We start from the raw sequence: 26,982 nt of genomic DNA, 5'->3' as shown, positions 1-26,982 counted from the left end.
CACAATACGGGGTATGCGAGCACTGATTGTGGACTACTGTGGCGTCCTTGACGGCGCGGAGGAGGACCGCCGGCGATGGCGCAAGGTCCTCACCGCCGCGAAGGAGGCCGGCTACGGCACGGCAATTCTCTCCAATGATCCGGGAGGTCCGGCTGCGGACCCGATCCGCAGCTGGCAGGAGGCCGGATACGTGGACACCGTCGTCCTCTCCGGGGAGGTCGGGGTGGACAAGCCGGATCCCGGTATCTTCCGGATCACCGCGGACCGCCTCGACGTCCCGGTCAACGACTGCATCCTCATCGACGATTCCATCCTCAACATCAAGGGCGCCGTGGAGGCCGGACTCATCGGCGTCTACTACCAGCAGTTCGACCGCGCGATCGTGGAGATCACCGGTCTGCTCGGACTGGAAGGGAACTTCTGACCATGTCTGAGCAGCAGGGAACTGTCCGGGTGTATCTTCCCGCCACCTTCAGCATGCTCGGAGATCTCGCCCGGGACGGAAAGATCGCCGTTCCCTCCGGGGTGGGTTTCGCACTGACCCCGGCGCTGCGGGAGTTCTTCACCGCCGGCGATGACGAGGAGATCGAGTACCACGCTTTCCTCGAGGCTTCCCGGGCGTCCCTCCGGCTGCTCAGCGCGGGGGGTGAGGAGAAGTTCCCCCACCGGCGCGTGGTTGTGTCGGCGGACCTGCCCGCGGAGTCGGTCACGCCCGCGCCGGAGAAGGGGGATGCGGTTGTCGAGCTGTCACCCGCGGAACTGGAGGTCGGCCAGTTGGCGGCGGTCCATGTCGACGACAGCGGCAATGAGGCGGCGACCGCTGCTGCCGTGGAGGTCGTCGACGCAGCCGACCTGGGGGACGAGGACGCCGAGATCACGCTCGGCGACTGTGAGGACAACCTGATGAGCTGGTACGACGCCCGGGAACTCGGCGTCCTCGTCGAACTGCTCTAGAGCTCCCAGTCGTTGTTCGAACGCAGGGCCCCGAGCAGTGTCCTCACCGCGGTGACCCTTCTGGCACTGGCCCCGGTCAGACGGTCGAGCGCGCACTCCGGATCCGACGGGGGACCCAGGTGGGAACATCCGCGGGGACAGTCCGCGATGACGTCACGCAGGTCTTCGAATGCGTCGATGACCGTGTCCGGGTCGACGTGGGCCAGGCCGAAGCTCCGGATGCCGGGGGTGTCGACGATCCATCCGGGCTTTCCGGTGTCCGCGGGGTCGGGCAGGCGCAGAACCACGGACTGGGTCGAGGTGTGCCGGCCTTTCCCGACTCCGGAGACGGCCCCGGTGGCCCGGTCCGCGTCAGGTACGAGGCGGTTGACAAGCGTGGACTTTCCCACGCCGGAGTGCCCGATGAGAGCGGTGAGATGTCCACGGACCACCTCCTCCACGGGGTCGAGGGGGTCGTCGCGCCCGCAGACGATGACTTTCACGTCCAGGTCCGTGAACTCCGAGGCGAAGTCCGAGGGGTCGGCCAGATCCGATTTCGTCAGACACAGCACCGGGGTGAGGCCCCCGGCGTACGCTGCGATGAGAGCCCGTTCGACGAATCCGGAACGTGGCGGGGGATCTGCCACAGCAGTGACGATGAGAAGCTGGTCGGCGTTGGCGACCACGATCCGCTCGTAGGGGTCCGTGTCGTCGGCGGTACGGCGGAGGACGGTCCTGCGTTCCTCGAGGCGGACGATACGGGCAAGGGTCCCGTCACGGCCCGACGTGTCGCCGACGACGGCGACCCTGTCCCCGACGACGACGGGGGTGCGTCCCAGTTCGCGGGCACGCATACATATCGCGGGGGGAGTGTCCGGTGCAGCGCCGTCGAGTACCACCCCCCAACGTCCGCGGTCCTTCGTCACGACCATGCCTGTCTCGGCGTCCCGGTGGGTGGGCCTGTCTTTGGTCCTGGGCCGTGACCCGCGGCCCGGACGGACCTTGACGTCAGATTCGTCGTAACGCCGTCTCGCCATCAGGCGCTACACCCCCACCATCTGCGACCAACGCTGTTCGAAGTCCGGCAGTGTCTTGCTGGTGGTGGAGATGTCCTCGACCCTGACCCCCTCAGTGACCAGCCCGAGGATCGCCCCGGCGGTGGCCATCCTGTGGTCGGCGTAGGTGTGCCACAGTCCTCCGTGCAGCGGTGCAGGGTCGATGACCAGGCCGTCGTCGGTCTGGGTCACTCCGCATCCCAGGTTCGTCAGCTCGCTCTCCAGCGCAGTCAGACGGTCGGTCTCGTGTCCGCGCAGATGGGCGATCCCGTACAGGTGGCTGCGACCGTGTGCCAGCGCACAGAGAGCGGCCACGGTGGGCGTGAGCTCTCCGATGTCGTGCATGTCCCAGGTGATGCCGTTGAGGCGTCCACCTTCGTCACCGCGGACCACGAGACAGCCGGTGTGGGTCTCATGTTCCACGGACACCCCCATGTCGGCGAGGACAGTGCGGAACTGGTCACCGGCCTGGGTCGTGGTCACCGGCCAGTCGCGGACCCGCACCTCACCGCCTGTGACCGCCGCCGCGGCGAGGAACGGGGCAGCGTTGGACAGGTCCGGTTCCACCGACCAGTGACGTCCCCGGACGGGCCCGGGCCGGACAGTCCACCTGTTGAAGCTCACGTCCACCTCCACGCCGGCCTCCCGCAGCATCTCCACGGTCATCTCGATGTGCGGCTGACTCGGCACGGCCGGGCCGACATGGACGACGGTGACACCCTCGTCGAAGCGTGGGGCGGCGAGAAGAAGCCCTGAGACGAACTGTGACGATTCCGAGGCGTCGATCCGGACTTCACCGCCGTGGACCCTGCCTTCGCCCACGACCGCGAACGGCAGCGGTGAACTTCCGTCCCCGGATTCGATGATCTTGACCCCCAGAGCCCTCAGCGACGCCAGGGTGGTGCCCATGGGACGCGACCGTGCCTCACGGTCGCCCTGGAACCACACTTCTCCGTGCGCCAGGGCGGCGACCGCGGGGAGGAACCTGAGCACGGTACCGGCCAGCCCGCACCGGACCTCGCCGCCGTGCAGTTCGCCCGGGGTGACGATGACATTGTCCCCGTCGTTGACGACGGTGGCCCCCAGAGTGCGCAGGGCGTCCGCCATCAGCAGGGTGTCCCTGCTGCGCAGGGCGCCGGTGATCACCGAGGGTGCGTCCGCGAGTGCGGAAAGGAGCAGGGCACGGTTCGTGATCGACTTGGAACCGGGGACGGACACGGTGGCGGTGACGGGGGACGGGGCGAAAGGTGCGGCCCACGGTGTTGCACTCATGGTCTCCAGTGTTCCATGACCCCGCCCGTGGAGCCACGGCCGGGTGAGACACAGGCGGAGGCTCACGGCGGGAATGCCGGCAGGGACCGTGCGGGGCACAGGTCCGGTTCACAGGACAGACCGGGGCAGGACGCGTAGTTTGGCCGGTATGTGCGGCCGTTACGTCCTGTTCAGCTCCACCGAGACACTGGTCTCCGCCCTGACGACGCGACTGGGCGAACAGGTGCACCCGGTAGCGTCCGGCGGCGGCGGCGGGCATATCATCGGACCCAGCTGGAACACTGCCCCGACCCACCGGATCCTCGTCGTCCGCAGGTTCAGGGGAAAGCTCATGCTGGGACCCGCTGTCTGGGGCTACCGGGCGCCGTGGAGTCCGGGCAGGGTTCTGTTCAACGCCCGCGGTGAGACCGCCTTCGACAAGGCGTCCTTCCGCGGGTCCGAACCGGCCCTGGTCGTCATGGACGGATGGTACGAGTGGTACGTGGACGGAGCAGGGGCGAAGACCCCGTACCTGGTCGTCGGGGACGGCGTCCTCACGGTGGCGGGGCTCGTCCGGCCCGACGGGGAGGGGAACCTGCGGTCGACCGTGGTCACCTCACGGTCGGTCGAACCGGTGGCCTGGCTGCACGACCGGATGCCGCGGCTGCTCTCCGGGGGGCAGGACGGGGGCGAGGCACTGCACTGGCTCGACGGGGACGGGCCCTCACTGCGCGCGCTGGCGTCCTCCCCTCCGGGTGGTCCGGACACTGCCGCACTGCAGGCCAGGGAGGTCGACCGTCGGGTAGGTGATGTCTCGGTGAACGGCCCCGAGCTTCTCCGCGATGTCGCCGGAGGCCGGCCCGGGGATATCATGGGGGAATAAGGCCGTTCACGTGAACCGTTGACTCCGGTGGAACGGCACAGACCGCCGACGATGCAGAGGAGCCATGGGCAATACCGTGAAGCGCACGGACGACAGCGACGAGCAGCTGCTCGCCCGCTTTGAGGCGGACGCGCTGCCCCTGCTGGACCAGCTGTACGGTGCCGCACTCGGTATGACACGGAACCCTGCGGACGCCCAGGACCTGGTCCAGGACACCTACATGAAGGCCTACCAGGCCTTCGGGTCCTACCGTCCGGGGACGAACCTCAAGGCGTGGATGTACCGGATCCTGACGAACACCTACATCAACGAATACCGCAAGGCCCAGCGTCGTCCCAGGGAAACCTCCGACGAGGAGGTCACCGACTGGCAGCTGGCGGATGTGGCTTCCCACGATTCGACGGGACTGCGTTCCGCCGAGATCGAGGCACTGCAGCGCATCCCCGACAACAGGATCCGTGACGCCCTCATGGAACTCTCCGACGACTACCGCATGGTCGTGTACTACGCGGATGTCGAAGGCCTCCCGTACAAGGAGATCGCCGAAATCATGGGAACCCCCATCGGGACGGTGATGAGCCGGCTGCACCGCGGGCGCAGACAGCTGCGCACCCGCCTCAAGGATGTCGCCGCGGAGCAGGGTATCGGACTGGACTCGACGGAACCTGCGAAGAAGACCGCAGCGAAGACGAAAGCGTGAGATGACGATGACTGACAACCAGAGGAAGTTCCACTCCGACTGCGACGACCTCGTTGACGTTCTCTACGAGTACGTGGACGGCGGGTGCGACGAGAGCCTGCGGGCACGGTTGGCCGCACATGTCGAGAACTGTCCGACGTGTCTGGAACAGCTGGGTATAGAACAGCAGGTCCGTCAGCTGCTCCGTGCCAGGTGCTGCAACTCGGCCCCGGAGGATCTACGGGGCCGGATCGTCACCGCACTGCGGTCGACCACGGTCCGGAGGACAGTCGGTTCGGGGGACAGCGCCACGGTGACCGAGGTGACCGAGGTGACCGCGTCCGTCAGGCGGGTGCACTTCGACCGCGGCTGAGACTGGGCGGGAGTGGTCCGGAATGACGGGGGACCGGTGGAGCGGAGGTACCGCAGCCGGTGACGCCGGAGGCCCGTCCGGAGAATCTGAATTCTCCGGACGGGCCTCCGTCCTGTCTGTCGCCTCAGGCGTTCGGGCGCTTACCGTGGTTGGCGCCCTTCTTGCGACGGTCCTTACGCTTACGGCCACGCTTGCTCATGGTCACTCCTCAGATATGTCGACGGGTTTCCCCGAAAACAATCTCGGGGTTTGCAACTTCGCCAGTCTACCGAGGCGTGTCAGCGGAGTGGAAATCCCCCCGGTGCTGGCGCTGTTCCCCGGCAGTCCGTGCCTGTCAGACGGTGGCGCGGGTCCTGGTGCGGCCGCGGTTGTTACGGCGCTTGAGGGCGCGGCGCTCGTCCTCACTCATGCCGCCCCACACGCCGGCGTCCTGTCCGGACGAGATCGCCCAGGCCAGGCAGTCGTGGGTGACGGGGCACTTGTTGCAGACGAGCTTGGCTTTGGCGATCTGAGCGAGGGCAGGGCCGGAGTTGCCGACCGGGAAGAAAAGCTCGGGGTCTTCGCTGCGACAGATTGCCTGGTGACGCCAGTCCATGATGATCTTCTCCTTGAAAGGTAGTCGGTGTCTGCGGAAATGCAGGACAACTGCAGTCAGGACAGGGTGGTGGCCCCGGGCGCGGATGAACGCGCCCGGACCACACAGTGACCGGTCCGGGTCGTCGGGTGTGAACGGAAGAGAAGCGAAGCGGGGGCGGTTGTGGAAGTCACCCCGGCTGTCGCCGGATAGCGGAGGGAGCGTGACCCCGGTGATTAACCGGTGTGTAACCTGCAGGCCCTCTCGCTGTTACGAGATAGATAATGGCACGGAACCGACGGCTCCGCTAGGGGTGAGCGAAAAAGAGTGGGGCATGTCACAGTAGTTCGATTTGGTTCTTCGGGTAAGGCTCGACTAATAGACCGACCTGTTCGCGATTGCGGGCTCGTGGACTCCTGGACTCCTGTCCTACCGGCCGACGTGTCCGACAGGTCGACGTGTCCGTCGGGGGCGTGCTCCGTCCGGACCGGGGACGCGGACGCTAGGATCGGTGACCATGAGTGCCCGTGGCCGCCGAGAGCAGAACAGTGCCGGAGAATCCCGTCCCCTCGTCCTTCCGCCGAGCGTCCGCTACGCCGGATGGCTCGGAATCATCGAGGGGGCGGTCGGCCTGGCGGTGGCCGTTGTCATGATCGTCCGGGAACTCAACGGCTTCCACGACGAGGGAGCGAAGATCAGCGGCTACGGCACAGCGCTGTGGTTCATCATCTTCGGTGGGGTGGTCGCTGTCGCCGGTTGGTTCCTCAAGGACGGCAGACGGTGGGGCAGGGGGCCGGTGGCGATGGTCAGCATGATACTCGTGCTCGTGTCCTACTACATGTTCACCTCGGGGCGTCCTGAGCTCGGTGTTCCCACTGTCCTGGTGGGACTGGTGGGTCTCGCACTGTTGTTCAACCCGTCCGCCGTGGAGTGGGCGGCCCGCCGCTACGGCGACTGAGAGGCTGTGTCCGGCCCGGGTTCGCTCCGGCGGCCGTGACAGGAAAGGCGCGCGACAGAGGCGGCGTGGCCGGGGGTCAGCCGCGGTCGCTGAGCCCGACCACGGTGTCGCCGCGCTGTTCGACGACCGTCTCCCCCTGGACGCGTAACGTCACCGGACCGCTCCAGTCGCCACGGTCCACGGGTATCACCCGCTCGATGTGTCCGTCGCTCCAGTCCACCACGGCCACTCCTGCCCGGACAGGCAGGAGAAGACGTCCTCCCATCGCAGCCCCGGTGCCCAGGGCAGGCACCGAGAACTTCGGGGCCAGGTCGGAGGGGCCGAAAGCTGTGACCCGTTCTCCGTCGAACCAGGTCATGTGGTGGGGGAGATCCGCCGTCTGCGGGATGAACAGGGACGGTTCCGCGGTACCGGCGACAGCACCGCCGGAGGACGCCGCCCGCGCCTCCGGCGACAGTACCGGGGCAGGCTCCGTGGGATACTCCCGGTACGTCCCGTCGGTGCGCAGAACCTGGAAACGGTTGCCCGATCCGTCATCCGGGACGTAGATGACCACGGCGTCCTGACTGACGGCGACGAGCTCGGAACCTGCCGGCACCGTGAAGTCGTGGACCGTCTCCGGCTCGGAGGAGTCCTCCGGATCAGCGCCGAGAAGACTGACACGGCGCTCACCGTCGGCGTCGTCCGGACACTGCACCGCCACGGCCAGATTCTCCTTACGTGTCAGTGACGAGGTGAAGGTGCATCCGTCGGTCGGCTGGTCTCCGGGGTTGACCGGGATCTCCTGGTGTCCGACCTCCACGGTCCGTACAAGATCTGACCTCCACAGCTCCACACGGTCACTGCTGAGCACCCCGATGTGGTCCAGGGAGCGGAAGAGGCGGACGTCGGAGTCGGCGAGGGCTGAACGGGTGTCCTCGTAGACGCCCGTGCCTACGCTGAAACTCGTGGCCTCGCCGCACCCCTTGGGCCCACGGTAGACCGCGACCACCCGGGACCAGCCGCCGGAGACACCGCACAGTTCCCGGTCCCGTGAGTAGGACCACACCTCGTGTCCGTCAGCGGCGTCGACGACGGAGACTCTCCCGGCACCGGTGAGCACCACTGCGCCGTCCAACGTCAGCGGTTCCGGTGAGACACCGGAGTCGGTCGAGGCTCTCCACACCTCTGTCAGTGATGACGGAGGTGCAACGGTGCCGGAGGTCGAAGGGGCCACGGCGTCACCGGGTGCCGCGGTGGAGTGCGCGGTACCGCGGGCGTCGGACAGCATCCAGGTACCTACCACGACCAGCAGGACCACGACGACGATCAGCGCGGTGACGGTGAGATCGGTACGGCTGCGGCGCTCCGGAGAGGGGAGGACGGAACGGCGGCTCACCGGGGCGCCCCCGGTGAGCGGCGGGCAGGACGCCGGTCGTGACCGGTCCGCGGGCGCTCTCTGCGCGCGGGTGCGGTGGCCGCCCCTGAGCCGTGGACCCGCAGAGGCCGTCCGACCCGGTCGGTCACACTGTCCGGAAGGTTGAACTCCGCGAGAAACTCAGGGGAGGTGGAGAACCACCGCGGAGGATCGGGGAAGCCGAGGCCGAGGGTGTCGTCGATGGCCTGCCACCGGGTCAGGTCGTCCCAGTCAACCAGGGTCACCGCCACGCCGGAGTGGCCGGCCCGTCCGGTGCGGCCGATCCGGTGGACGTAGGTCTTGTCGTCCTCGGGTACCTGGTAGTTGATGACATGGGTGACATCCTCGACGTCGATGCCCCTGGCAGCCACGTCGGTGGCGACCATGATGTCGACCGAACCGTCCCGGAAAGCCTCCAGGGACCGCTCCCTGTCGTTCTGTCTCATGTCCCCGTGGACGGCCCCGACGCGGAAGCCGAGCCCCGCGAGATTCTCGGCGACAGTCGCGGCGGTGCGCTTGGTGCGGGTGAACACGATGGTCCGGCCGCGGCCCGGGGTCTGCAGGATCCTGGCGAGGACGCTGAGCCGGTCGAGACGGTGTGACTGGAGGACAATCTGCCTGGTCGTGGCATGGGTGGCACGGGTGGAGGAGTTGTCCGCCCTCACCCTGACGGGCCGGTTCATGAAACTCCTCGTGAGGGCGACGACCGGGCCGGGCATCGTGGCCGAGAAGAGCATGGTCTGGCGGCGAGGGGAGGTCTGTGCCATGATCGCCGTGACGTCGTCGAGAAAGCCCTGGTCCAGCATCTCGTCCGCCTCGTCGAGGACGAGTACCTCCACATGGGACAGGTCGAGAATCTTCTGCCGGGACAGGTCGAGAAGACGTCCCGGCGTCCCGACGACCACATCTGTGCCGGCGGCAAGGGCGGTGGCCTGCTTCTCGAAAGGGACGCCGCCGTAGACGGCGGTGACGCGGAACGGTCGTACGTCACCCCCGGTACCTCCCCCGTTGCCTTTGCCGTCACTCTTGCCGTCGCTCTTCAGGGGCGACGCCGGTGCGGTGAGGTGGACGGCGGCTGCGGAGAGATCCTCGGTGACCTGGAGACAGAGCTCCCTGGTGGGCACCACGACCAGTCCACGGACCGTGCCGTCGAGGTCGGTGACGTCAGCGTCGTCGAAGAGGCGGTCGAGCACCGGGATCCCGTACCCGAGGGTCTTTCCCATACCCGTCCTGGCCTGTCCGATCAGGTCCTTGCCCGTCAGTGCGAGGGGGAGGGTCCTCTCCTGGATGGCGAACGCCCGGTCGATGCCCTGTTCACCGAGGGCGTCCACGATCTCCGCGGCGACGCCGAGGCTCCGGAACGTCGGTCGGGTGCTGTCCACTGCCACCATCCTCAAGTTGTCGTTGGCGCTATGATGGTCAACGTTACAGCGCCGGTCGGCCCGGGAGGCCACCGGCGCTCACCAGAGCCCGTCGGTGTCCGTCACTGCGGGACCATTTCGTCGAAAGGTGTGGTCTGCCCACATGGATATCAAGGTCGGCTTCGTCGCCTCCCCGCGGGACATCGTCATCAACTCGAAGGAGGACCGGGAGGCGCTGATCGACAGGGTCGGGAAGTTCCTCGCCGGTGACTCCGGCACCCTCAGCCTCGAGGACAGCAAGGGCGCGGTCGTGATCCTCGTCCGCGACCAGGTGGCCTTCATCGAGGTGGGCGCCTCGACCGCCCGCGCCGTCGGCTTCATCTGACAGGTACGGAGAGTAACGAGGGGATGCGGGGCGCCTGCACACAGTGACGCACAGGAACGAAGGTGGCCGGACGAGGGTCACCGACCCTTCCGGAAGCCGTGACAGTCGTCCCGCCTACTCCGGTGGGTCCGCACGCCCCGGCGACGGGGAATTCCGGGGACAGGGTGGTCGGAGACCTCCGACTGCAGCGGTCTACCGTCGCCGACGCTGGATCGCGGTGGGGGCGCTCATCGTCGTCCTGGTCACTGTCGGGGTGCTCGTCGACGTGTTCACCGGTGGTTCCTCCCCGGACAGCGGTGACCGGCAGGATGTCGTGGCGTCCTCCCCTGCAGGTGAGGACGCCGCGCCCCGGGACGCGGCATCGGCGGGGCCGCTGGCCGGCGCACCTGTCTCGGACACGGTCGGCGAACTGCCGCCGGGCGGTGACTACACCCGCAGCGGAGCCGGAAGATGGCACGGTGTCGGGACCCCGGGCGCCGTCGCGGGGGACCCCGACAGGGCAGGTGTGCGGACAGTGACCTATGTCGTGGAGGTCGAGGACGGCACCGACACCTCCTCCTTCGGAGGAGGCGACGCCTTCGCCTCCATGGTCGACGCCACCCTCGCAGACCCACGGTCATGGACAGCGGAGACCGATGACCCTGTCGTCTTCCGGCATGTGAGCGTCTCCGACGCCGGTGCCCCCGACCTGAGGATCCGCCTGACCACCCCCGATACGACCAGAACCCTGTGCGGCGGAGAGATCAGGCTCGAGACCAGCTGTTTCGTCGGCGGTGGCGACGCTTCCGGAGAAACGTCCGGTGCCGCGGGGGAGGGAAGGGTGATCATCAATCTCGCGCGCTGGGTGCGGGGTGCTCTGCCGTTCCAGGGTGACGTCGGTTCCTACCGGCAGTATGTCGTCAACCACGAGGTGGGTCACGGACTCGGCCATGCGGCGCACCGGCCGTGCCCCGCCGACGGTGACCTGGCCCCGGTGATGATGCAGCAGACTCTGAGTCTGGCGAACCGCGACCTGGCGGAACTCGACGCCGGATCGGAGTACACCGATGACGCCGGCGACATCGACGCGGTGTGCCGGGCCAACCCGTGGCCCCGTCCCGACGGCGGCACCGCCTCCTCCCACTAGAGTGGTCCGCATGGCTGACACGACCCGCGACAGCGGCACCCGCGGTGGTGACCGCACCCCGGCAGGTGCGCCGACGGAGGGAGTCCGGGGTGCCTTTCAGGTGGGGTATTCGACTCCCGTCCGGCTCGGCCACGCCTGGGGGGATGGTTGGAGGTGCGACCACGTCGTCCTCACCCCGGTGTCCGACCCCGCACGGGCGACCTGGGTCGCACAGGTCATGGACAGGATCCGGCCGGCCGGGGTCAGTGTGCCCCGCCCGCTGAGGTCAACGGACGGACGCTATTCGGTGGGGGGCTGGACCGCCCGCTCTTTCGTCTCCGGACACCGCGCCCCCCGGTTCGACGAGGTGGCTGCGGCAGCTCTGAGCCTCAACGCGGCCCTGTCGGGGGAGCAGCGGCCGCCCTTCCTCGGCCCTGACAGGGTCACCCCGGAGCGGGGGGAGGAGCTCGTCGACGGTGACCTTTTCGCCGTCGCGGATGAGGCGGCCTGGTCCGACGATCCCGCCGGGCTGCTCGCTCCGGTCATGGATCCGGAGGCGGTGCCACGCGACGATGTCGCCGCGGCGATGGAGAAAGCGGCCGGCCTGCTTCCCCTGCGCGCGGACGTGAGTTCCGCCGACCAGCTCGTCCACGGGGATGTGCTGGGATGCACCGTCTTCGACGGCTATGCGGATCCGGCGGTGGTGGACCTGGTTCCCGTGTGGCGTCCGGCGGCATGGTCCGTGGCCCTTCTGGTGGTGGACGCCGTGGCCTGGGCCAATGCCGAGGATGAGCTGTTCGACAGGTGGAGCCACCTGCCGGATTTCAATCAGCTGCTGCTCCGGGCGGTGATTTACCGTCTGTTTGTCCACGCGGTGCTTCCGGACAGTCGGCCGGAGGCCTGGCCCGGACTCGAACGTGTGAGCGATATTGTGGCGGTGCGGGTGACCGGCCGGTCCGGTCGTGAGGGCAGTATGGATGCCGGCAGCGAAGATACGGACGACGGTGCAGCCGGTCCCGCCGCCACCGGTGTCACCGGTGCCACCGGTGGCGGGGAACACCCGGACGACCCGTCGGTCACAGGAATCACGGCAGGTACGGCAGGTACGGCAGGCACGGCTGGTACGGACGGACAGGGCGGTTCGGAAGACACGCACACCGGACAGCAGACAGGGGCAGACAGTGACAGACGCGCGGGAAACATCGACTGGAAGGGATACCCGGATGCCGGGTCGTCCGAGTGACGCCCTTCCGTCAGGTGACGGACTGAACTCCGACCGGGCAGCCGCGATGGCGGACGCCAGCCTGCGCAGGAGAATCGGGTCAGCCGACAGCGTGCGGGTCAGGCTCGACCCCGGCGGCCCGGACGGGGCGGTGACTTCCGGTACCCGGGTGTGGAACGGGCTGGCGGGGGCACTGGTCGTCGACGACGACAGGGTGGACCGCGACCGGGCGTACGCGGTCCTCGGAGGACCGGGGACCGGCAAGACGTCACTGCTGCTCGACACCCTGGTGAACTACCTGCGTGGTGGAGGGGACCCGGAATCGGTCATGGTGGTGACCCCGTCGAAGGAATCGGCGACCGATCTGCGCGCCAGACTCACCGAGATGCTGCGGGACGATCCCGGGTACGCGGCCACCGGCACCCCGGTCCGCTCAGTGCACTCCTGGGCTTTCGCGCTGCTCCGCTCGGTCGCCGCCCGCCGTGGGGATCCTCTCCCCAGGTTGATGACGGGCGCCGACCATGACCTGATGGTGCGGGCCCTGCTCCGCGGCAACGCCGAGGACGGCAGCGGGTCCTGGCCGGAACGCATGCGTCCGGCACTCGGCCTGGTCGGATTCGCAAGGCAGCTGCGTGACCTGCTGCTGCGTGCGGAAGAGCGCGGTATAGGGCCCGACGAGCTGTCAGAACTGGGCCGGCGCCATGACATGGACATGTGGGTGGCGGCAGGAGACTTCCTGAGGGAGAGCCGTCAGGTGGGCAGGCTGTCGGGGTCCCGGGCACTCAACGCCTCGGAACTGCTGCACCGTGTCCTCGCGGAGTTCGACGGTTCCGCGGAAGGCCGGTCCGTGCTGGAGAAGCAGCGTTCCAGGATCCGTCTCCTGCTCGTCGATGACGCACACAACCTTGACCCGGCGTCCGCCAGGCTGCTCGACATGCTCACCGTCCCCGGCGCCCGTACCCTCGTCGCCGGTGACGCCGACCAGTGCGTCTTCCACTTCCGGGGCGCTGATGAGGAGTATCTCACCGGGATCGCCGCCGATCCGGACCACCGGGTGGTCCTGTCACGGTCCCGGCGACTCGGCCCGTCGGCTGTCACCGCGGTCAACCGGCTCACCCGGCTTCTGCCGCCGTCCGGAACCAGGATCCCGGTACGCGCCGCAGAGAACGGGGACGGGGATGCCGGGCAGGGAGGGCCGGTACCTGACCTGACCGTCTGCAGGGCGCCCTCGGCCACTGCGGAACGCCTCACCGTCGCCGATGCCGTCCGCCGTGCCCATGTGAGCGACAGGGTGGCCTGGGACCGTATCGCTGTGGTGGTCCGTACTGTCGGACAGATCCCCCCGCTGCGACGTACCCTGCTCAGCCACGGCGTGCCGGTGAAGGTCGACCCCACCAGTGTGGTGCTCGCCGAACAGCCTCTCGTGGCGTCCCTGCTCCTCGCCGTAGAGGCGCTGACTCGTCCCCTTACGGTGGCGGAACTCCGACAGCTGGTGGAGAGCCCGGTCGGGGGAGCAGACCCGGTGATGCTCCGCCGGCTGGAGAGGGCGGTGGCACCGATCGTCGCAGGCAGCGGCACCGGGGCGATGGAAGCCGTCGCACTGCTGGTCACGGGGCGTGCCACCGACAGTCAGCGTGAGACGTGGTCCCGTGTCCTGGGCCCGCGGGAAAGGGACCTGCTCGACCGTGTCACCGGGGTCATCACGGCCGGGAGGGAGGCTGTCGACGCCGGCGGGTCGGTCGAGGCGGTGCTCTGGGCGGTGTGGCAGGCCACCGGACTGTCCACGCGTCTGCAGACCAGGGCGTTGCGCGGGGGCACGCTCGGATCCCAGGCGGACCGGGACCTGGACGCCGTGATGAGCCTGTTCGACCTGGCCGGAGACCTTGTCGAACGGACACCTGCGGTGAGCCTGGAGACCTTCCTCGACGGCGTCCGGGCACAGGAGCTCCCCACCGGCACCCGTGACCGTCGCGGAGTCCGTCCGGACGCCGTGGAGATCCTCCCCGCCCACGCCGCCGCAGGAAGGGAATGGGAGGTGGTCGTGGTCAGCGGCGTCCAGGAAGACACCTGGCCGGCCGGCCCCACCGTAGGAGGACTGTTCGGACAGCAGGAACTCGTCGACCTGGTTGACCGGGGAATTGAGCCGGGGACCCTGGTGTCCCGGGCCGCGCCCGCCCTGGCGGAGGAGCGCCGGCTCTTCCTTCTCGCCGTGTCCCGGGCGACGCGGAGGACCCTCGTCACCGCGGTGGAGTCGACCGGCGACGATGCCTCCGTTCCCTCCCGCTTCCTCGACGAAGTCAGAAACCACATGCAGGTCGCGACCCCCGGCGTCGGGGAAGTGGAGGACGCCGACGACCCCTGTCAGCCGCAACCCCATCCCGCTGAAGCCGTGTCCGGCACCCTCCCCCGGGTGCTGGCGATGGAACCCCTCGTCGCCGAGCTGCGGGACGCCGTGTGTGACCCCTCCAGGGACCCGGAGGAACGCCGTGCCGCGGCACGCAATCTCGCTGTCCTGGCCGACGCCGGCGTCTACGGGGCGGCACCCGGTGAGTGGTGGGGGACAGCGGAACCCTCGTCGACCGGGCCGGCGGTCGCCTACCGCAGGGGCGATGCCGGACCGACCCTGAGGATCAGTCCCACGACCCTGGAGAGCCTGGGCGTCACCCGGGGCAGCGCCGTCGACGGGTCCACAGGATCTGCGGGGCAGACGACCTCCCCGACGTCGACAGGCTGCGACCTGGCGACCTTCTTCGACAGCCTGAGGAGGGTCCCCGCCACCCAGGCGATGAAAGTGGGCACCCTCATCCACGCCCTCGCCGAAGGTTTCGCACGGGGGCTGACAGAACAGGAGGCCCGGGACTTCGTCAGCCAGGTCGTCCCATGGATCATCGACGGTCCCGCATGGACCGCAGGACCACTCGTGGAGAGCTGCCTCGACGGTGTCGAACGGCTGCACCGGTGGCTTCTCGAGCGGGAAGGAAACGGACGGACAGTGGAAGTGGAGAAGAAGCTGGAGCAGATGATAGGTCACACTCCGGAAGGCCTGCCGGTGATCCTGACGGGCCGGGCAGACAGACTGGAGACAGCAGCCGACGGGGCGACCACCGTGGTGGACTTCAAGACAGGGAAGACGGCGAAAACTGCGCAGCAGGCCGAAGACAGTGCACAGCTGGCGTCCTACCAGCTCCTCGTGGACATGGAGGACGGACGCCGCACCGACGGTGCGATGCTCGTCTACCCGCGCGTGGAGACGGCGTCAGTGAAGACCCTGGGTCAGGGGATTCTCAGCGCCGACGACCTCGAGGCGTTTCGCAGGACCGCCCTGGCCACGGCGGCGAGAATCGCAGGACCGGGATTCCGGGCCACGGACAGTTGCGCGGGTACGGAGTACGCCTGCCTCTGCCCTGCCTGCCGGGCCGGGGAGCAGGTGGTCTGACATGGACACCATCGATCCCCTCGAACTGTCACAACGGTGGCTGCGGCAGGAGTTCCCGCCCACGGACCAGCAGGCCGCCGTCATCGGTGCCCCCGCCGGGCCCGTGCTCGTCGTCGCAGGAGCCGGCGCGGGCAAGACCGAGACCATGGCGGCCAGGGTCGTCTGGCTCGTGGCCAACGGGCTGGTACTGCCGGAACAGGTGCTCGGCCTGACCTTCACCCGCAAGGCCGCCCGGGAACTCGGGGTCCGGATCCGCTCCAGACTGCAGTCCCTGGCGTCATCAGGACTCGCGGACGCGCTCGACGTCGACGACCCGCGGCGCCGCGCACTGCAGACCGTCACTCCGACCGTGTCCACCTACGACTCCTACGCCGGTGACATCGTCCGGGAGTACGGACTGCTGCTGCCCACCGAACCGGGAGGCAGGATCATCTCGGACACCGAACGGTGGATGATCGCCCGGGACGTCGTCATGGAACGTCCGACCGGCTTCACCACGCACCGTTCCGTCCCCACCATCATCGACGACATGCTGGAGCTCAACGACGGCATGGACAATCACCTGGTGACCCGTGAGGAGGTCATCGAGGAGTGCCGGGCGACCGCCGCGGAGATCGACGGGCTGCCCCACCGTGACGGCAAAGTGCTCAAAGGGGTCGAGTCCACCCTGCAGTCCGTCGGTGACGCCCTGGCCTACCGGCTGGAACTCCTCGACGTCGTCGCCGACTACCGGGCCCGGCTCTCGGACCGTGACCTGATGACCTTCGGGCAGCAGATGTCCGTCGCCGCCGAGGTCGTCGCCGCCCACCCAGAGGTCGGTGCCGCCCAACGGCGACGGTTCCGCGTCATCATGCTCGACGAATACCAGGACACAGGCCACGCCCAGCGGATACTGCTGCGCGGACTGTTCGGAGGCGGGGTGGACCCGGAGCTCACCGTCACGGCCGTCGGAGACCCCATGCAGTCGATCTACGGGTTCAGGGGAGCGACGGCGGCGAACCTCACACACTTCCAGACGGACTTCCCGGCCAGACCCGCGGACCCGGAGACGGGGGCAGGGCCGGTACCGGCACCGCGACTGGAACTGACCACCTCGTGGCGTAACCCCGCCCGGGTCCTGGACCTGGCCAACACCGTGTCCCGGTGGTCCCTGTCGGCGGCAGGCCCGGCCGGAGCACGTACCGTCTCACCGCTGGAGTCCCGGCCCGGCGCCGGGACCGGTGACGTCGCGGCGGCATGGTTCGACACCCGCGAAGAGGAACTGGAGTGGCTCGCCGACCAACTGGCGGAGCGTTACCACCACCGGGATGCCGGGGAACCGTTCTCCGCAGCGGTACTGCTGCGCAAGAACGCCGAGGCACGACCGATCCACGACCTCCTCGTAGAACGTGGTGTGCCGGTGGACATGACCGCCGGACCGGGCCTGCTGGAGGTGCCCGAGGTCGCCGACGTGTACGCCACCCTCAGAGTGCTCGTCGACCCGTCCGACGACATCGCACTGCTCCGGCTTCTCACCGGGGTCCGGTGGAACATCGGTGCGGCCGACCTGCAGGCGCTGGCACGTCGGGTCGACCAACTGTCGCGTCGCGACCGGACGGCAGACGTGGACACCGGTTCCACCACCGGTGACGGTGACCTCACCGGGCTCAGCGCACTGGTCGCCGCCCGGCCGGACGATTCTGCGGCGGCAGCGGGTGTCCGCCGCAGACTCGCGGACATCGACCGGGACTCCGCCCGGGTCCCTGTGGGGCTTGCGGAGGCACTCGCGGACCTCCGCGGCCTCGAGAACTTCGGCATGTCCGCCGAGGGGATACGTCGACTCGGCGAGCTGGGCAGGGAACTGCGGTTCCTCCGCCTGCAGTCCCTCGGGAAACCGTTGACGGACCTGGTCGCGGACATCGAGCAGATGACCGGGGTCCGGACCGAGGTACTCACCCGTTACCACCGGGACCGGAGCAGCTCCATCGGGACCAGTCACCTCGACCGCTTCGCCGAGGTGGTCCGTTCCTTCTCGGAGCTCAGCGCGGCGTCCCCGGGTGCCCTGGTCGACTACCTCCGGTCGGCGGAGGAGAGGGAGAAAGGACTTGAGGCCGGTGAAGTGGAGAAGCGCAGCGACTGCGTACAACTCCTCACCGTCCACAAAGCGAAAGGACTTGAATGGGACATCGTGGCTGTCCCCCACGCCACCAGAGCCACCTACGCGGACGCGGTGAAGAGACCGACTGTCCACCTGTGGACCCGCAACGCCGAAATCCTGCCGTCCGGGCTGCGAGGTGACGCCACCGATGACCCGGACGACCTGACAGGGATGCCGGTCCTGGACCTGTCCGACGTGGTCGACCGCAGAGGTGTGGTAGAAGCCGAGGACAGGTTCAGGACAGCTCTCGGGACACATGCCGCAAGGGAGGACGACCGCCTCTTCTACGTGGCGGTGACCCGGGCCCAGAAGTGTCTGCTGGTCTCCGGCGCAGCCTTCAACAATGACGCGAAGAAACCGGTGGACCCGTCGGTGGCCCTCACCCTCATCCGTGACCGCCTGGCAGCCACCGCACCACAGTGCATCGTCACCTGGTCGCAGCTGGGGATGGTGTACTCGAAGACCGAGCTGAAGAGGCTTGCGAAGGCGGAGGAGGACGGCGCCCTGCGCCGTCGTGAGGACGCCGTGATGGTTCCGGCGGAACCTGCGGCCCGCAACGACCTGGTCGAGGCCTACACGCGGAGCATGCCGGAGCACCTTCCGACACCCTGGCCGCGCCCCACCCTCACCGAAAGGCTGCCCGGGGTGGCCGACGGTGCAGCCATGGTCCGCGACGCGTTGTCCCTCCTCCCGGGAAGAGGCGACAGTGACGCACGCGGAGCCGGTGCCGGAGGTGGTGACGGGGCCGGGGACCCCGCCACCGGCGCCCTCCGGGACACTGACCTGCAGGCGGCTCAGTGGGCCAGGGAGACCGCAGCACTCGTCCAGGAGTACCGGGCGACCACAGTCCCTGAAGTGGTGGTGCCGCTCGGGGCGAGGCTGACCGCCACTGAGGCGGTGGCCCTGGCCCGCGACCCCGGGGAGTTCGCCCGGCGTCGTCGTCGCCCGGTCCCGCTTGAACCACGGCCGTACACCAAGCGTGGAACCGCATTCCACAACTGGGTGGAGAACTACTACGGCGGGGCCGGACTGTTCGACGAGGACGAACTGCCGGGTGCGGCGGACGCCACACTGACAGACCCGGTACTGACGACGCTGAGGGAGAAGTTCCTCGACAGCATCTGGGCGGCCCGAACCCCGGTGACCGTGGAGGGTTCCTACTCCGTCACCCTCGCCGGCCACCTCTTCGAAGGCCGTATCGACGCGGTCTTCCACGACGGTGACGACCCTCTGACAGGCTGGACAGTGGTGGACTGGAAGACCGGTCGTAAGCCGGTCGGCAGAGATCTCCGGGACGCCTCACTGCAGCTTGCCGTGTACCGGCTAGCCTGGGCGAAACTGCTCAGCGTCCGCTACGGCCGTCACGTCGACCCGGCCGATGTCAGGGCGGCGTTCCACTACGTCCTTCCGAACGAGACCTGGGAACCGGGTACACTGCCGACTGCAGAAGATCTGGCACGATGGCTGGCCGGACCGGACGGAGGGCATGAGGATGCGTGACAGCCTGCACGACCGGCTGGACCGGAACGAGGAGGTGGACTCCCTCCCTCCCCACGCCCTGCTGAAGATCATCAGCATCCCGGAGGCGGAGCAGGCGAGTCCCTGGTGGCTGATCATCCGGCGTATGACCTACGCCCTCATCCTCATCGTCGTGTCCTCCGTGGTGGTCTACCTCGACCGTGACGGGTACAAGGGGGTCGAGACCTTCCTGGACTCCGTCTACTATTCCGCGGTGTCCCTGTCGACCACCGGTTACGGGGACATCACCCCGGTCACCCAGGAGGCCCGCCTCCTCAACGTCCTGCTCATCACCCCGATGCGCGTCATCTTCCTGGTCCTCCTCGTCGGTACGACACTGTCCGTGCTCACCGAGGAGTCCCGGAAGGCACTGCAGATCCGCCGCTGGAGGAAACGAATGCGTAACCACACCGTCGTCATCGGATACGGCACCAAAGGCCGCGCGGCGACGACCGCGCTGCTGGCCGACGGCGTGCCCGCGGACCGTATCGTCGTCGTCGACTCCGACCCCGACGCCCTGGCACACGCCTCCTCCCGGGGCCTGGTCACCGTGCGTGGTTCCGCGACGAAGTCGGACGTGCTCAAGCTCGCCGGGGTGACCCGGGCCAGGGCCGTCGTCGTTGCACCGAACATGGACGACACCGCCGTCCTGATCACCTTGTCCGTCAGGGAGATCGCCCCGTCGGCGACGATCGTGGCCAGCGTCCGGGAATCGGAGAACTCCCACCTGGTCAGGCAGTCCGGTGCGGACTCCGTCGTCATCTCCTCGGAGACCGCCGGCCGGATGCTGGGCCTGGCCACCGTCAGCCCCTCGGTCACCGGGATGATGGAGGACCTCCTCAGCCCGGACGAGGGTTTCTCCATCGCCGAGCGACTGGTGGGGGAGGACGAGGTCGGCGGAAATCCGCGGAACCTGGAGGACATCGTCCTCGGCGTCGTTCGGTCCGGTGAGCTCTACCGCATCGACTCCGTCGAGGCGGAGACCGTGGAACCGGGTGACAGGATCCTCTACATCCGGCGCATCACCGACGCCGACGGGAAGTGAGTGCGTGACCACGAGCAGACTCAACCAGCTCAGGCTCGATGCGCTGGACCCGGAGCAGTTGCGTGCCGCCACCGCCCCACGGGGCCCGGTCGCTATCATCGCCGGCGCCGGCACAGGAAAGACCCGTACCATCACCCACCGCATCGCCCACCTGGTGTCCGGAGGCTTCGTCAACCCGGATCATGTCCTCGCTGTCACATTCACGACCAGGGCGGCAGCGGAGCTGCGTGAGAGACTGACCATGATGGGGGTGGCGAGAGTACAGGCGAAGACCTTCCACGCCGCCGCCCGTGGACAACTGAGGTACTTCTGGCCCCGGATCGTCGGTGACACCCCGTGGCAGCTGCTGGACTCGAAGTTTCCCCTCGTCGCCCGCGCCTGCGGGGCCGTAGGCGTCGCCACGGACAAGACGACTCTTTCCGACCTGCTCGGAGAGATCGAGTGGGCGAAGTCCTCTCTCATCGCCCCGGAGGACTACCCGGCGCACATCGTCCCGGACCGGCGTGACTGCCCGGTTGATCCGGAACAGTTCGTCCGGATCTTCGAGGGCTACGAGAACTCGAAGGTCACCTCCGACGGGGTGTACCTCGACTTCGACGACCTGCTGCAGTCGATGGCGGGGGCCCTGGAGGCGGAGGCGGGGGTCGCCGACGAGTTCCGTTCCCGGTACCGGACCTTCGTCGTCGACGAGTACCAGGACGTCACCCCCCTGCAGCAGAGACTGCTGGACGCCTGGCTGGGGGACAGGGACGACATCACGGTCGTCGGGGACGCCAATCAGACGATCTACTCCTTCAACGGGGCGACCCCGGATCACCTGCTGGGATTCTCGACCCGCTACCCGGAGGCGACCACTGTCCGGCTGTTCCGTGACTACCGGTCCACACCCCAGGTCGTCGACCTGGCGAACAAGGTCATCGGGCGGGCGACGGGCCGGGCAGCGGGGTCGCGTCTGCAGCTCGAAGGTCAGCGTCCGGCCGGCCCCGCACCGGAATTCACCGAGTACACCGACGAGACAGCGGAAGCCACGGGAGTGGCGGAGAAGATTGCCGCCCTGGTCGCCGGGGGGACTCCACCGTCGGAGATCGCGGTTCTCTACCGGATCAACGCCCAGTCGGCGGTGATCGAGTACGCCCTGGATGCCGCAGGCATCAGCTACCAGGTCAAGGGCGGGGAGGGGTTCTTCCAGCGACCGGAGATCCGCCAGGGTGTCAACGCCCTGGCACAGGCGGCACGGCGGTTGCGGGGACGCGCCAGGGCCGACGGCACGGGTGCCGCTGACGAATCTGACGGTGGTGCCTGGTCCGGTGGAACAGCTGCCGGACGCCCCACTCCGGAGCAGCTCGTCAACCAGGTGCGTGCCGCCCTGGTCCCGGTGGGTCTGACCCCGACAGAGCCGACGGGAGCACAGGAGCGGGCACGTTGGCAGTCACTGGGGGCGCTCGTGGACCTGGCCGAGGAGCTTTCGACGGCCACCCCCGGCCTCGACATGACCGACCTGCTCGGACTGCTGAGGGAACGGGCCCAGTCGAAGAATCCTCCGAAGGTGGAGGGCGTTACCCTGGCCAGCATCCACGCCGCGAAAGGCCTGGAGTGGGACGCCGTGTTCCTCGTCGGCCTCGTCGACGGGACAGTCCCGATACGGCACGCTCTGAAAGGGTCACATGCCGGTGACGCGGTCGAGGAAGAGCGACGCCTGCTGTACGTGGGTCTGACCCGTGCCCGTGAGGTTCTGGAACTGTCCTGGTCGCAGGCCCGGCAGCCCGGTGGCAAAGCGACGCGCCGGCGGACCAGGTTCCTGGACGGGCTGGTGCCCTGGGAGGGGTCGGAGACCGACGCCGGTGGTTCCGGTGCGGGGAAGAAGGTCCGGGGTGCGCCGAAGAACGCCTGTGCGGTGTGTGGCGCCCGGTTGACGACCCCTGAGCAGCGCATTCTCGGCCGGTGTGACGCCCACGCCGATGACGGGGACCAGGTGCTGGTCACCGAGCTGCGGTCGTGGCGGACCGCCCTGGCCAGGGAGCGTGACGTGCCGGCCTATGTGGTGATGAGCGACGCCACGTTGAAGGCGGTGGCGCTGAAGGCACCGACCTCGGCACATGAACTGCTCCGGGTTCCGGGCATCGGGCCGGCGAAGGTCGAGCAGTTCGGCGAGGACATCCTCGGGATCGTGAAGAACTACAGCTGAACGACTACGCCGGGGCAGCGGTTGCATTAGGTATGTGCGAGCACCACCGGGAGTGGGGTCAGGCAGAGATACCCCCGAATTATGAAGATCGGAAGGTAAATTGATTTCTCCCATATTAGTTCACATTATATGAACATTGAGCTGGGAGCGGTCGCCGTAGCACTTCTGTTACCTGCATGTTTGCAATTTGTCGAAGCGTCGCGGTCTGGAAAGTGTCTCAAGTTACTGTTCTGAGCAGATGGTTCCCTGGCGGGTCGGAGTGCCCCTGTTGGGAAAGAGGCCCTTGCAGGGCCACGAAAGGGTCTTCTACTGTGAGTGGAGTATAAGTCAACGATAATAAGGTGAAGGAAAATGAAAACAAAGTCACTATTTACTGTTGCCGCATTTGTTGCGGCGACTACAGGTTGGGGGGTTTCTTCTCCGGCTGTCGCTCAGGAGGTGCCGGGCACGTACGGTGTAGATCACAGGCGCTGATAGATGCTGCAGAGACTCTTGGTGTCGAATTTGATCCTGAGACTCTGACTGTTCCAGTTGAGGGTTTTGAAGAAGGGGTCTCCGAGGGGCCGACGCCTCGTGCTTCTATCGTCAAGGTTCCGTCCAACTATATCTACAATTCGTCACGGGGTAGTCTCCATGACTACTGCACGAAGTCGCCTGATGAGTTCCCGAATCCATTTGGGAAGAATGCACCTTTCCATGGACCCTGTGCGATTCACGACATGTGTATCGAGCGGGCCGGTTACCACAATCGAGCGTGTGATGCGCCGCTCAAGAACAACATGAAGGCTAACTGTAGGGCAACTTACGGGGCCAGTTCGGTTCGGACATCATGTGAAGCAACCGCTAACGTGTACTATGCTGCGGTCACCGCCGCATCGTACTTTTAGGGGTAGCGCAGTATGAAGACGATGAGATCCCCTTCACGGGCTGCGGTGGCGACAGTGACCGCGGGGCTCGCAGCGATGTTCGTCGGAGCCGGGGTGGATACCGGATTCCTCGTTGTGGCCGGTGCCGTGGTGGGTGTGGTCGGTGCCGTTGTCGGCTTCCTCGTGGCGTTTACCGTGAGGAATCTGCCTGGTGTGTTCTTCAGCATTGCTTCAGTAATCGCTGGTGCGGGCTTCGGCTCCTGGTTCTTCCTGGACGACAGTGAGATCAACATCGCCGGCCTTACGGCCACCGTCGTCGGTGTTGTTGCTCTGTGGGTGCTGGCTGTCCCAGTCGGCCGTCGACGAGTTTGATGGGCGTCCCTCCGGCGGTCACAGTGAGGACGCCTCCTATGTCGGAGCTGCGACCGCCGCAGCCGGTACCACTTCTGCGTTCCGGTTCTCCGTGAAAGACCTCGTGGTGAACATGGAAGTTCTCCGGGGGCCGGCTGCTGGTCTGTTCGCCCTGCCCGGTCCACTGTTCATCTGACCGTCCGAAGAGAACTCATGGCGCAACGGCGCATGCCGCACACCCCGGATGCCGGGACAGTGCCGTCATGCCGACCTGAAGGGTGAGGGGATCGAAGTAGCTGCGACCGGTCAACGGTCCCGGCACGGTCCATTCGGTCTGCTGCGCACTGTTCTGACGGCGTGCGACGAGGACTTCGCGGACGAGTCCGGCGACCATGCCGGCGGTGAACTCGACGAGACGGTCGGCGGTGGGCGTCCTGCCGTCGATACACTGGTTACGCACGGTCCGCCACCGGCCGTCCTCTGTCAGTGCCGCGGCGTCCAGGCAGGCGAGGCACCCGGTCACCCCGGGCAGGACCAGTGGCCCCACGGACACCCGGGCGTCCACGACACCGCAGGTCAGATGGGGAACCCCGAGGTCCATGAGGCGGTAGCTGATGTCGGCCGGGGGAAAGAGCATTCCCGCCATCACCACCAGATCTGAGGGTGAGAGGCGGCCGAATGCGGGATTCGTCGGTGAAATCGGCGAAGACGGGATGTCGAGGGCGCGGAGATGCCGGAGCACCGCCCGGGCGTGGATCGCGGGTCCCAGTACATGGACGGTGGAGTGGAACCGGGCCGGCCGCCTGTGAAGGATTCCCGCGACCAGGAGTTCCTCCACGATCCCGCGGGCGTGCACGGCCGGGATACCGCAGTACCCGAGGAGACGGTGCACCGTCTTCTCGGACATTGGACGTCGCAGTTCACGCATGACCTGGTGAACCTGGTCGACACTGACCTCCTCCGGAAGTCCGAGGACGAGGGAATGTGCGGGCACGGTTCCGAACTGGAGATGACTCCGTGTCCTGAGTATCAGGTCGGTTCCCTCCCTGAGCTGAAGCAGCAGATGTGGCTGCCGCTGTTTACCCGGTCTCTGGCACCCGGTCATGTAGAGTCCCCCTCAGAACGCCCCCAGTACGTGCGCCCAGTGTAGAGGACGTGATGAGCACCCGACAGTCCCGGAACCGTCCCACGGCAGCACAGGAGGCCGTGATAGCGGAGTTCGCCCCGGACGTGGAGATACGGCTCTCCGCGCGGAGACGTCGGACCATTGCCGCGCGGATGGAGGCGGGGCATGTCGTGGTGCTGGCCCCGATGTCGATGGGCGCAGGGGAACTGCGCGCCAGCACACGGGAGCTCGTGGACAAGGTCAGGAGGAGACACACCGGGGCATCCCAGTCCGGTGACGACGAGTCCCTGATGCGGCGGGCGCGGACCCTCAACCAGAAGTTTCTCGAGGGCAGGGCGTCCTTCACCAGCGTGAAGTGGGTGACGAACATGAACCGACGGTGGGGGAGCTGTTCGGTGGATTCGGGACGGATCCGGATCTCGTCCCGGCTGAGGGACGTTCCCGAGTACGTCCTGGATTCGGTGCTCATCCACGAGCTGGTGCACACCTGGGTCCCGGACCACGGTCCGGAGTTCAGGAAGTGGGCGGCGAAAGCCCCTCTCGCGGACCGGGCCGCAGGCTATCTCGAGGCCTACAGCAGGTGGGCCCCCACCGGAAAGTGACTACCGTCCGTCTCCTTTGTCACCGTCGCTGTCGTCCTTGCCGCGCTCGCGTTCCAGCTTCTCGATCTCGCTGATCGGGTCGAAGTCGCGGCCCTCGTTCTCCGCCAGGATCGAGTCGATGAACTCCGCCGGAGCGTCGAGGTCGGAGTCCACCGGAAGGAAGTCCGGGTGGTTCCACACCTGGTCCCTGCGCTCCTTGCCGACGGCGAAGGTCAGGCGGGACCACAGGTCCGCGGCCTGGGTCGCCTTGGGGGCAGCAAGGTTGATCCCCACAGTCCTGGACAGCATCGCCATGCCCGGCTGCGTCGTGTCACGGAACACCGACCATGCGGCCTGGATCCCCGCCGTGGCGGGAAGCCTGGTGCCCAGGGCGTCACCGACGACAACGTCGACCCATCCTTCGACCAGGGAGAGGCTGGTCTCCAGGCGGATCCGGGCATGGTCGGTGGAGGAGACGATTTTGGGGGCGAGATCCTGGTTCTGCAGCCGCTCCATCATCTCCTGCATCTTGGCGGGGTCGCCCATCATCTCGGGGTTGAACTCGCGGGTGGCCTCCTCCAACGCGGAGTTGTCGAGGGAGAGCCCCGTGGCGAACTCCTCCACATCGAGGATCAGCCTCTCCACCAGCCACGGGACGTGCCGGAACAGACGCAGGTGGGCGGCCTCGCGGGCGGCGAGGTAGATGAGGGTCTCCCGGCGCTCTGCACCGAGTTTCTTCGACAGGTCGTCGAGGCGTCCCGTGGCGACGGCGGCGACGGTGCCTTCGGCCAGCGGGATTCCCCACTGGGTCGACATCGACACCTCCTTCGCGAGTTCACCGAGTGCGTGACCGAGCTGCATCCCGAAGTTCATGCCGTTGATCTGGCTGAGCATGCCTGCCATGGGGCCGAGCTGCGCGCGGGCCTCCTCCGGCAGGCCGGAGAGTGTGGCGTCCCCGAGCTGGGACGCCAGCGGGTCGATGATCCGCCGCCACCGTGGCATGGTCTCTTCCAGCCACTTCTCGGCGGAGAAGGCTGTGGATCCGGTCGCCCCGGCAGGCAGGACCGTGGCTTCGTCGAGCCACAGTTCGACCAGTCGGACGGACTCGGCGACGGCCTGGGAATCGTGGACGGAGGGGTTGCGGGCCGCGGGCCCGGTGATCTGCTGGCGGGCGATCCTGCCGGCCAGGGCGTAGTTCACCGGTCCCTGCGCGTCCGGTGAGTTCATGTCCCTGCCGAAACCGCTGAGCATCGCCCCGAACTGGCCGAGGATGTCGCCGATTCCGGGCCCCTGCTGACCGGGGCCGCCGGGGCCGCCCTGGCCGCCGAAGAGGAAGCCGAAAGGGTTGGCGCCGAAACCGAAGGGGTCGTCGTTCCCTCCGCTGTCCCGGCCGTTCCGGCCGTTCCCGCCGCCGTTCCTGCCGTTGCCGTTGTTCCGGTCGGCCCCGTCGTCGTTACCGTCGTTGTCGTCACTGGAGCCGTGGAAGCCGAATCCGTAATTGCTCATGTCCCGAGCCTACCTGCGCCGCGGACGGCGATGGTGCCGGCGGACGGCCAGGGGCG

Annotated in this window: 23 protein-coding genes; 15 read left to right on the top strand and 8 right to left on the bottom strand. The window is 67.7% G+C overall.

The annotated features are described in order from the left end of the window. Nucleotides 1–13 precede the first annotated feature (13 nt). Together E0E18_RS05075 and E0E18_RS05070 are read left to right on the top strand one after the other, a co-directional pair. The gene (locus E0E18_RS05075; RefSeq protein ID WP_066583658.1) at nt 14–424 is read left to right on the top strand and encodes an HAD family hydrolase; all 411 of its coding nucleotides are present in this window, start codon (nt 14–16) and stop codon (nt 422–424) included. Between the two features lie 2 nt (nt 425–426). Then, the gene (locus E0E18_RS05070; protein ID WP_066583656.1) at nt 427–954 is read left to right on the top strand and encodes a DUF6912 family protein; all 528 of its coding nucleotides are present in this window, start codon (nt 427–429) and stop codon (nt 952–954) included. Here the strand turns inward: E0E18_RS05070 and rsgA are convergent. Continuing rightward, nucleotides 951–1,970 (bottom strand): ribosome small subunit-dependent GTPase A, encoded by a 1,020-nt coding sequence (gene rsgA / locus E0E18_RS05065; protein ID WP_066583655.1) that lies wholly within the window; start codon nt 1,968–1,970, stop codon nt 951–953. The two genes, E0E18_RS05070 and rsgA, sit on opposite strands and share 4 nt — an antisense overlap. A 6-nt stretch (nt 1,971–1,976) precedes the next feature. Then, entirely contained in the window at nt 1,977–3,260 is a 1,284-nt protein-coding gene (gene aroA, locus E0E18_RS05060) for a 3-phosphoshikimate 1-carboxyvinyltransferase (RefSeq protein WP_066585882.1), read from the bottom strand. Nucleotides 3,261–3,408: 148 nt separating this feature from the next. On the opposite strand from aroA, the gene E0E18_RS05055 reads away from it, so the two are divergent. The 3 genes from E0E18_RS05055 to rsrA all read left to right on the top strand — a co-directional run bounded on the left by E0E18_RS05055 (nt 3,409) and on the right by rsrA (nt 5,174). Further along, the gene (locus E0E18_RS05055) at nt 3,409–4,122 is read left to right on the top strand and encodes an SOS response-associated peptidase (protein WP_130839570.1); all 714 of its coding nucleotides are present in this window, start codon (nt 3,409–3,411) and stop codon (nt 4,120–4,122) included. A 64-nt stretch (nt 4,123–4,186) separates the two neighbouring features. Next, complete coding sequence (locus E0E18_RS05050; protein ID WP_066583648.1) at nt 4,187–4,822, top strand: sigma-70 family RNA polymerase sigma factor; 636 nt, start codon at nt 4,187–4,189, stop codon at nt 4,820–4,822. A gap of 7 nt (nt 4,823–4,829) precedes the next feature. Next, complete coding sequence (rsrA, locus tag E0E18_RS05045; protein ID WP_066585880.1) at nt 4,830–5,174, top strand: mycothiol system anti-sigma-R factor; 345 nt, start codon at nt 4,830–4,832, stop codon at nt 5,172–5,174. A gap of 124 nt (nt 5,175–5,298) precedes the next feature. On the opposite strand, the gene E0E18_RS14445 is transcribed toward rsrA, so the two are convergent. Together E0E18_RS14445 and E0E18_RS05040 are read right to left on the bottom strand one after the other, a co-directional pair. After that, a complete protein-coding gene (locus E0E18_RS14445; protein WP_370513275.1) occupies nt 5,299–5,373 on the bottom strand; it encodes a 50S ribosomal protein bL37 in 75 nt (24 codons plus the stop codon). Nucleotides 5,374–5,508: 135 nt separating this feature from the next. Continuing rightward, the gene (locus E0E18_RS05040) at nt 5,509–5,769 is read right to left on the bottom strand and encodes a WhiB family transcriptional regulator (RefSeq protein WP_066583646.1); all 261 of its coding nucleotides are present in this window, start codon (nt 5,767–5,769) and stop codon (nt 5,509–5,511) included. A 496-nt stretch (nt 5,770–6,265) separates the two neighbouring features. Here E0E18_RS05040 and E0E18_RS05035 point away from each other — a divergent pair, with 496 nt between their 5' ends. Then, nucleotides 6,266–6,706 (top strand): hypothetical protein, encoded by a 441-nt coding sequence (locus tag E0E18_RS05035; protein WP_066583644.1) that lies wholly within the window; start codon nt 6,266–6,268, stop codon nt 6,704–6,706. Between the two features lie 76 nt (nt 6,707–6,782). Here the strand turns inward: E0E18_RS05035 and E0E18_RS05030 are convergent, their stop codons facing one another. Further along, nucleotides 6,783–8,084, bottom strand: coding sequence for an Rv3212 family protein (locus E0E18_RS05030; protein ID WP_202616696.1), 1,302 nt, complete (start codon nt 8,082–8,084; stop codon nt 6,783–6,785). After that, a complete protein-coding gene (locus E0E18_RS05025; protein ID WP_110481121.1) occupies nt 8,081–9,493 on the bottom strand; it encodes a DEAD/DEAH box helicase in 1,413 nt (470 codons plus the stop codon). The genes E0E18_RS05030 and E0E18_RS05025 overlap by 4 nt, the downstream gene beginning before the upstream one ends. Nucleotides 9,494–9,626: 133 nt before the next feature. On the opposite strand from E0E18_RS05025, the gene E0E18_RS05020 reads away from it, so the two are divergent. The 8 genes from E0E18_RS05020 to E0E18_RS04985 all read left to right on the top strand — a co-directional run bounded on the left by E0E18_RS05020 (nt 9,627) and on the right by E0E18_RS04985 (nt 23,734). Further along, entirely contained in the window at nt 9,627–9,848 is a 222-nt protein-coding gene (locus tag E0E18_RS05020) for a DUF3107 domain-containing protein (protein ID WP_066583638.1), read from the top strand. Between the two features lie 43 nt (nt 9,849–9,891). Continuing rightward, nucleotides 9,892–10,974, top strand: coding sequence for a DUF3152 domain-containing protein (locus E0E18_RS05015; protein WP_227871200.1), 1,083 nt, complete (start codon nt 9,892–9,894; stop codon nt 10,972–10,974). A 10-nt stretch (nt 10,975–10,984) separates the two neighbouring features. Further along, nucleotides 10,985–12,196 (top strand): TIGR02569 family protein, encoded by a 1,212-nt coding sequence (locus E0E18_RS05010; RefSeq protein WP_130839568.1) that lies wholly within the window; start codon nt 10,985–10,987, stop codon nt 12,194–12,196. Next, a complete protein-coding gene (locus tag E0E18_RS05005; protein ID WP_130839566.1) occupies nt 12,177–15,611 on the top strand; it encodes an ATP-dependent helicase in 3,435 nt (1,144 codons plus the stop codon). The genes E0E18_RS05010 and E0E18_RS05005 overlap by 20 nt, the downstream gene beginning before the upstream one ends. A 1-nt stretch (nt 15,612) precedes the next feature. Next, nucleotides 15,613–19,248, top strand: coding sequence for a UvrD-helicase domain-containing protein (locus E0E18_RS05000; protein ID WP_130839563.1), 3,636 nt, complete (start codon nt 15,613–15,615; stop codon nt 19,246–19,248). Continuing rightward, nucleotides 19,241–20,311, top strand: coding sequence for a potassium channel family protein (locus tag E0E18_RS04995; RefSeq protein ID WP_066583632.1), 1,071 nt, complete (start codon nt 19,241–19,243; stop codon nt 20,309–20,311). Before E0E18_RS05000 ends, E0E18_RS04995 begins: the two co-directional genes overlap by 8 nt. 4 nt (nt 20,312–20,315) lie before the next feature. After that, nucleotides 20,316–22,496, top strand: coding sequence for an ATP-dependent DNA helicase UvrD2 (locus tag E0E18_RS04990; protein ID WP_130839561.1), 2,181 nt, complete (start codon nt 20,316–20,318; stop codon nt 22,494–22,496). A gap of 908 nt (nt 22,497–23,404) precedes the next feature. Beyond that, a complete protein-coding gene (locus tag E0E18_RS04985; protein WP_162620206.1) occupies nt 23,405–23,734 on the top strand; it encodes a hypothetical protein in 330 nt (109 codons plus the stop codon). Nucleotides 23,735–23,924: 190 nt separating this feature from the next. On the opposite strand, the gene E0E18_RS04975 is transcribed toward E0E18_RS04985, so the two are convergent. Beyond that, nucleotides 23,925–24,707, bottom strand: a complete 783-nt coding sequence (locus E0E18_RS04975) for a hypothetical protein (RefSeq protein WP_237559635.1) — start codon at nt 24,705–24,707, stop codon at nt 23,925–23,927. A gap of 164 nt (nt 24,708–24,871) precedes the next feature. Between E0E18_RS04975 and E0E18_RS04970 the strand changes: the two genes are divergently transcribed. After that, entirely contained in the window at nt 24,872–25,441 is a 570-nt protein-coding gene (locus E0E18_RS04970) for a M48 metallopeptidase family protein (RefSeq protein ID WP_130839552.1), read from the top strand. Here E0E18_RS04970 and E0E18_RS04965 read toward each other — a convergent pair whose 3' ends face one another. Then, the gene (locus E0E18_RS04965; RefSeq protein WP_130839550.1) at nt 25,442–26,926 is read right to left on the bottom strand and encodes a zinc-dependent metalloprotease; all 1,485 of its coding nucleotides are present in this window, start codon (nt 26,924–26,926) and stop codon (nt 25,442–25,444) included. Between the last annotated feature and the right edge of the window lie 56 nt (nt 26,927–26,982).

This window comes from Corynebacterium neomassiliense (assembly GCF_900626215.1).
Lineage (GTDB): Bacteria > Actinomycetota > Actinomycetes > Mycobacteriales > Mycobacteriaceae > Corynebacterium > Corynebacterium neomassiliense.
Note: the sequence above shows the minus strand (reverse complement) of the source record. Positions and strands in the feature narration are given on the sequence as shown.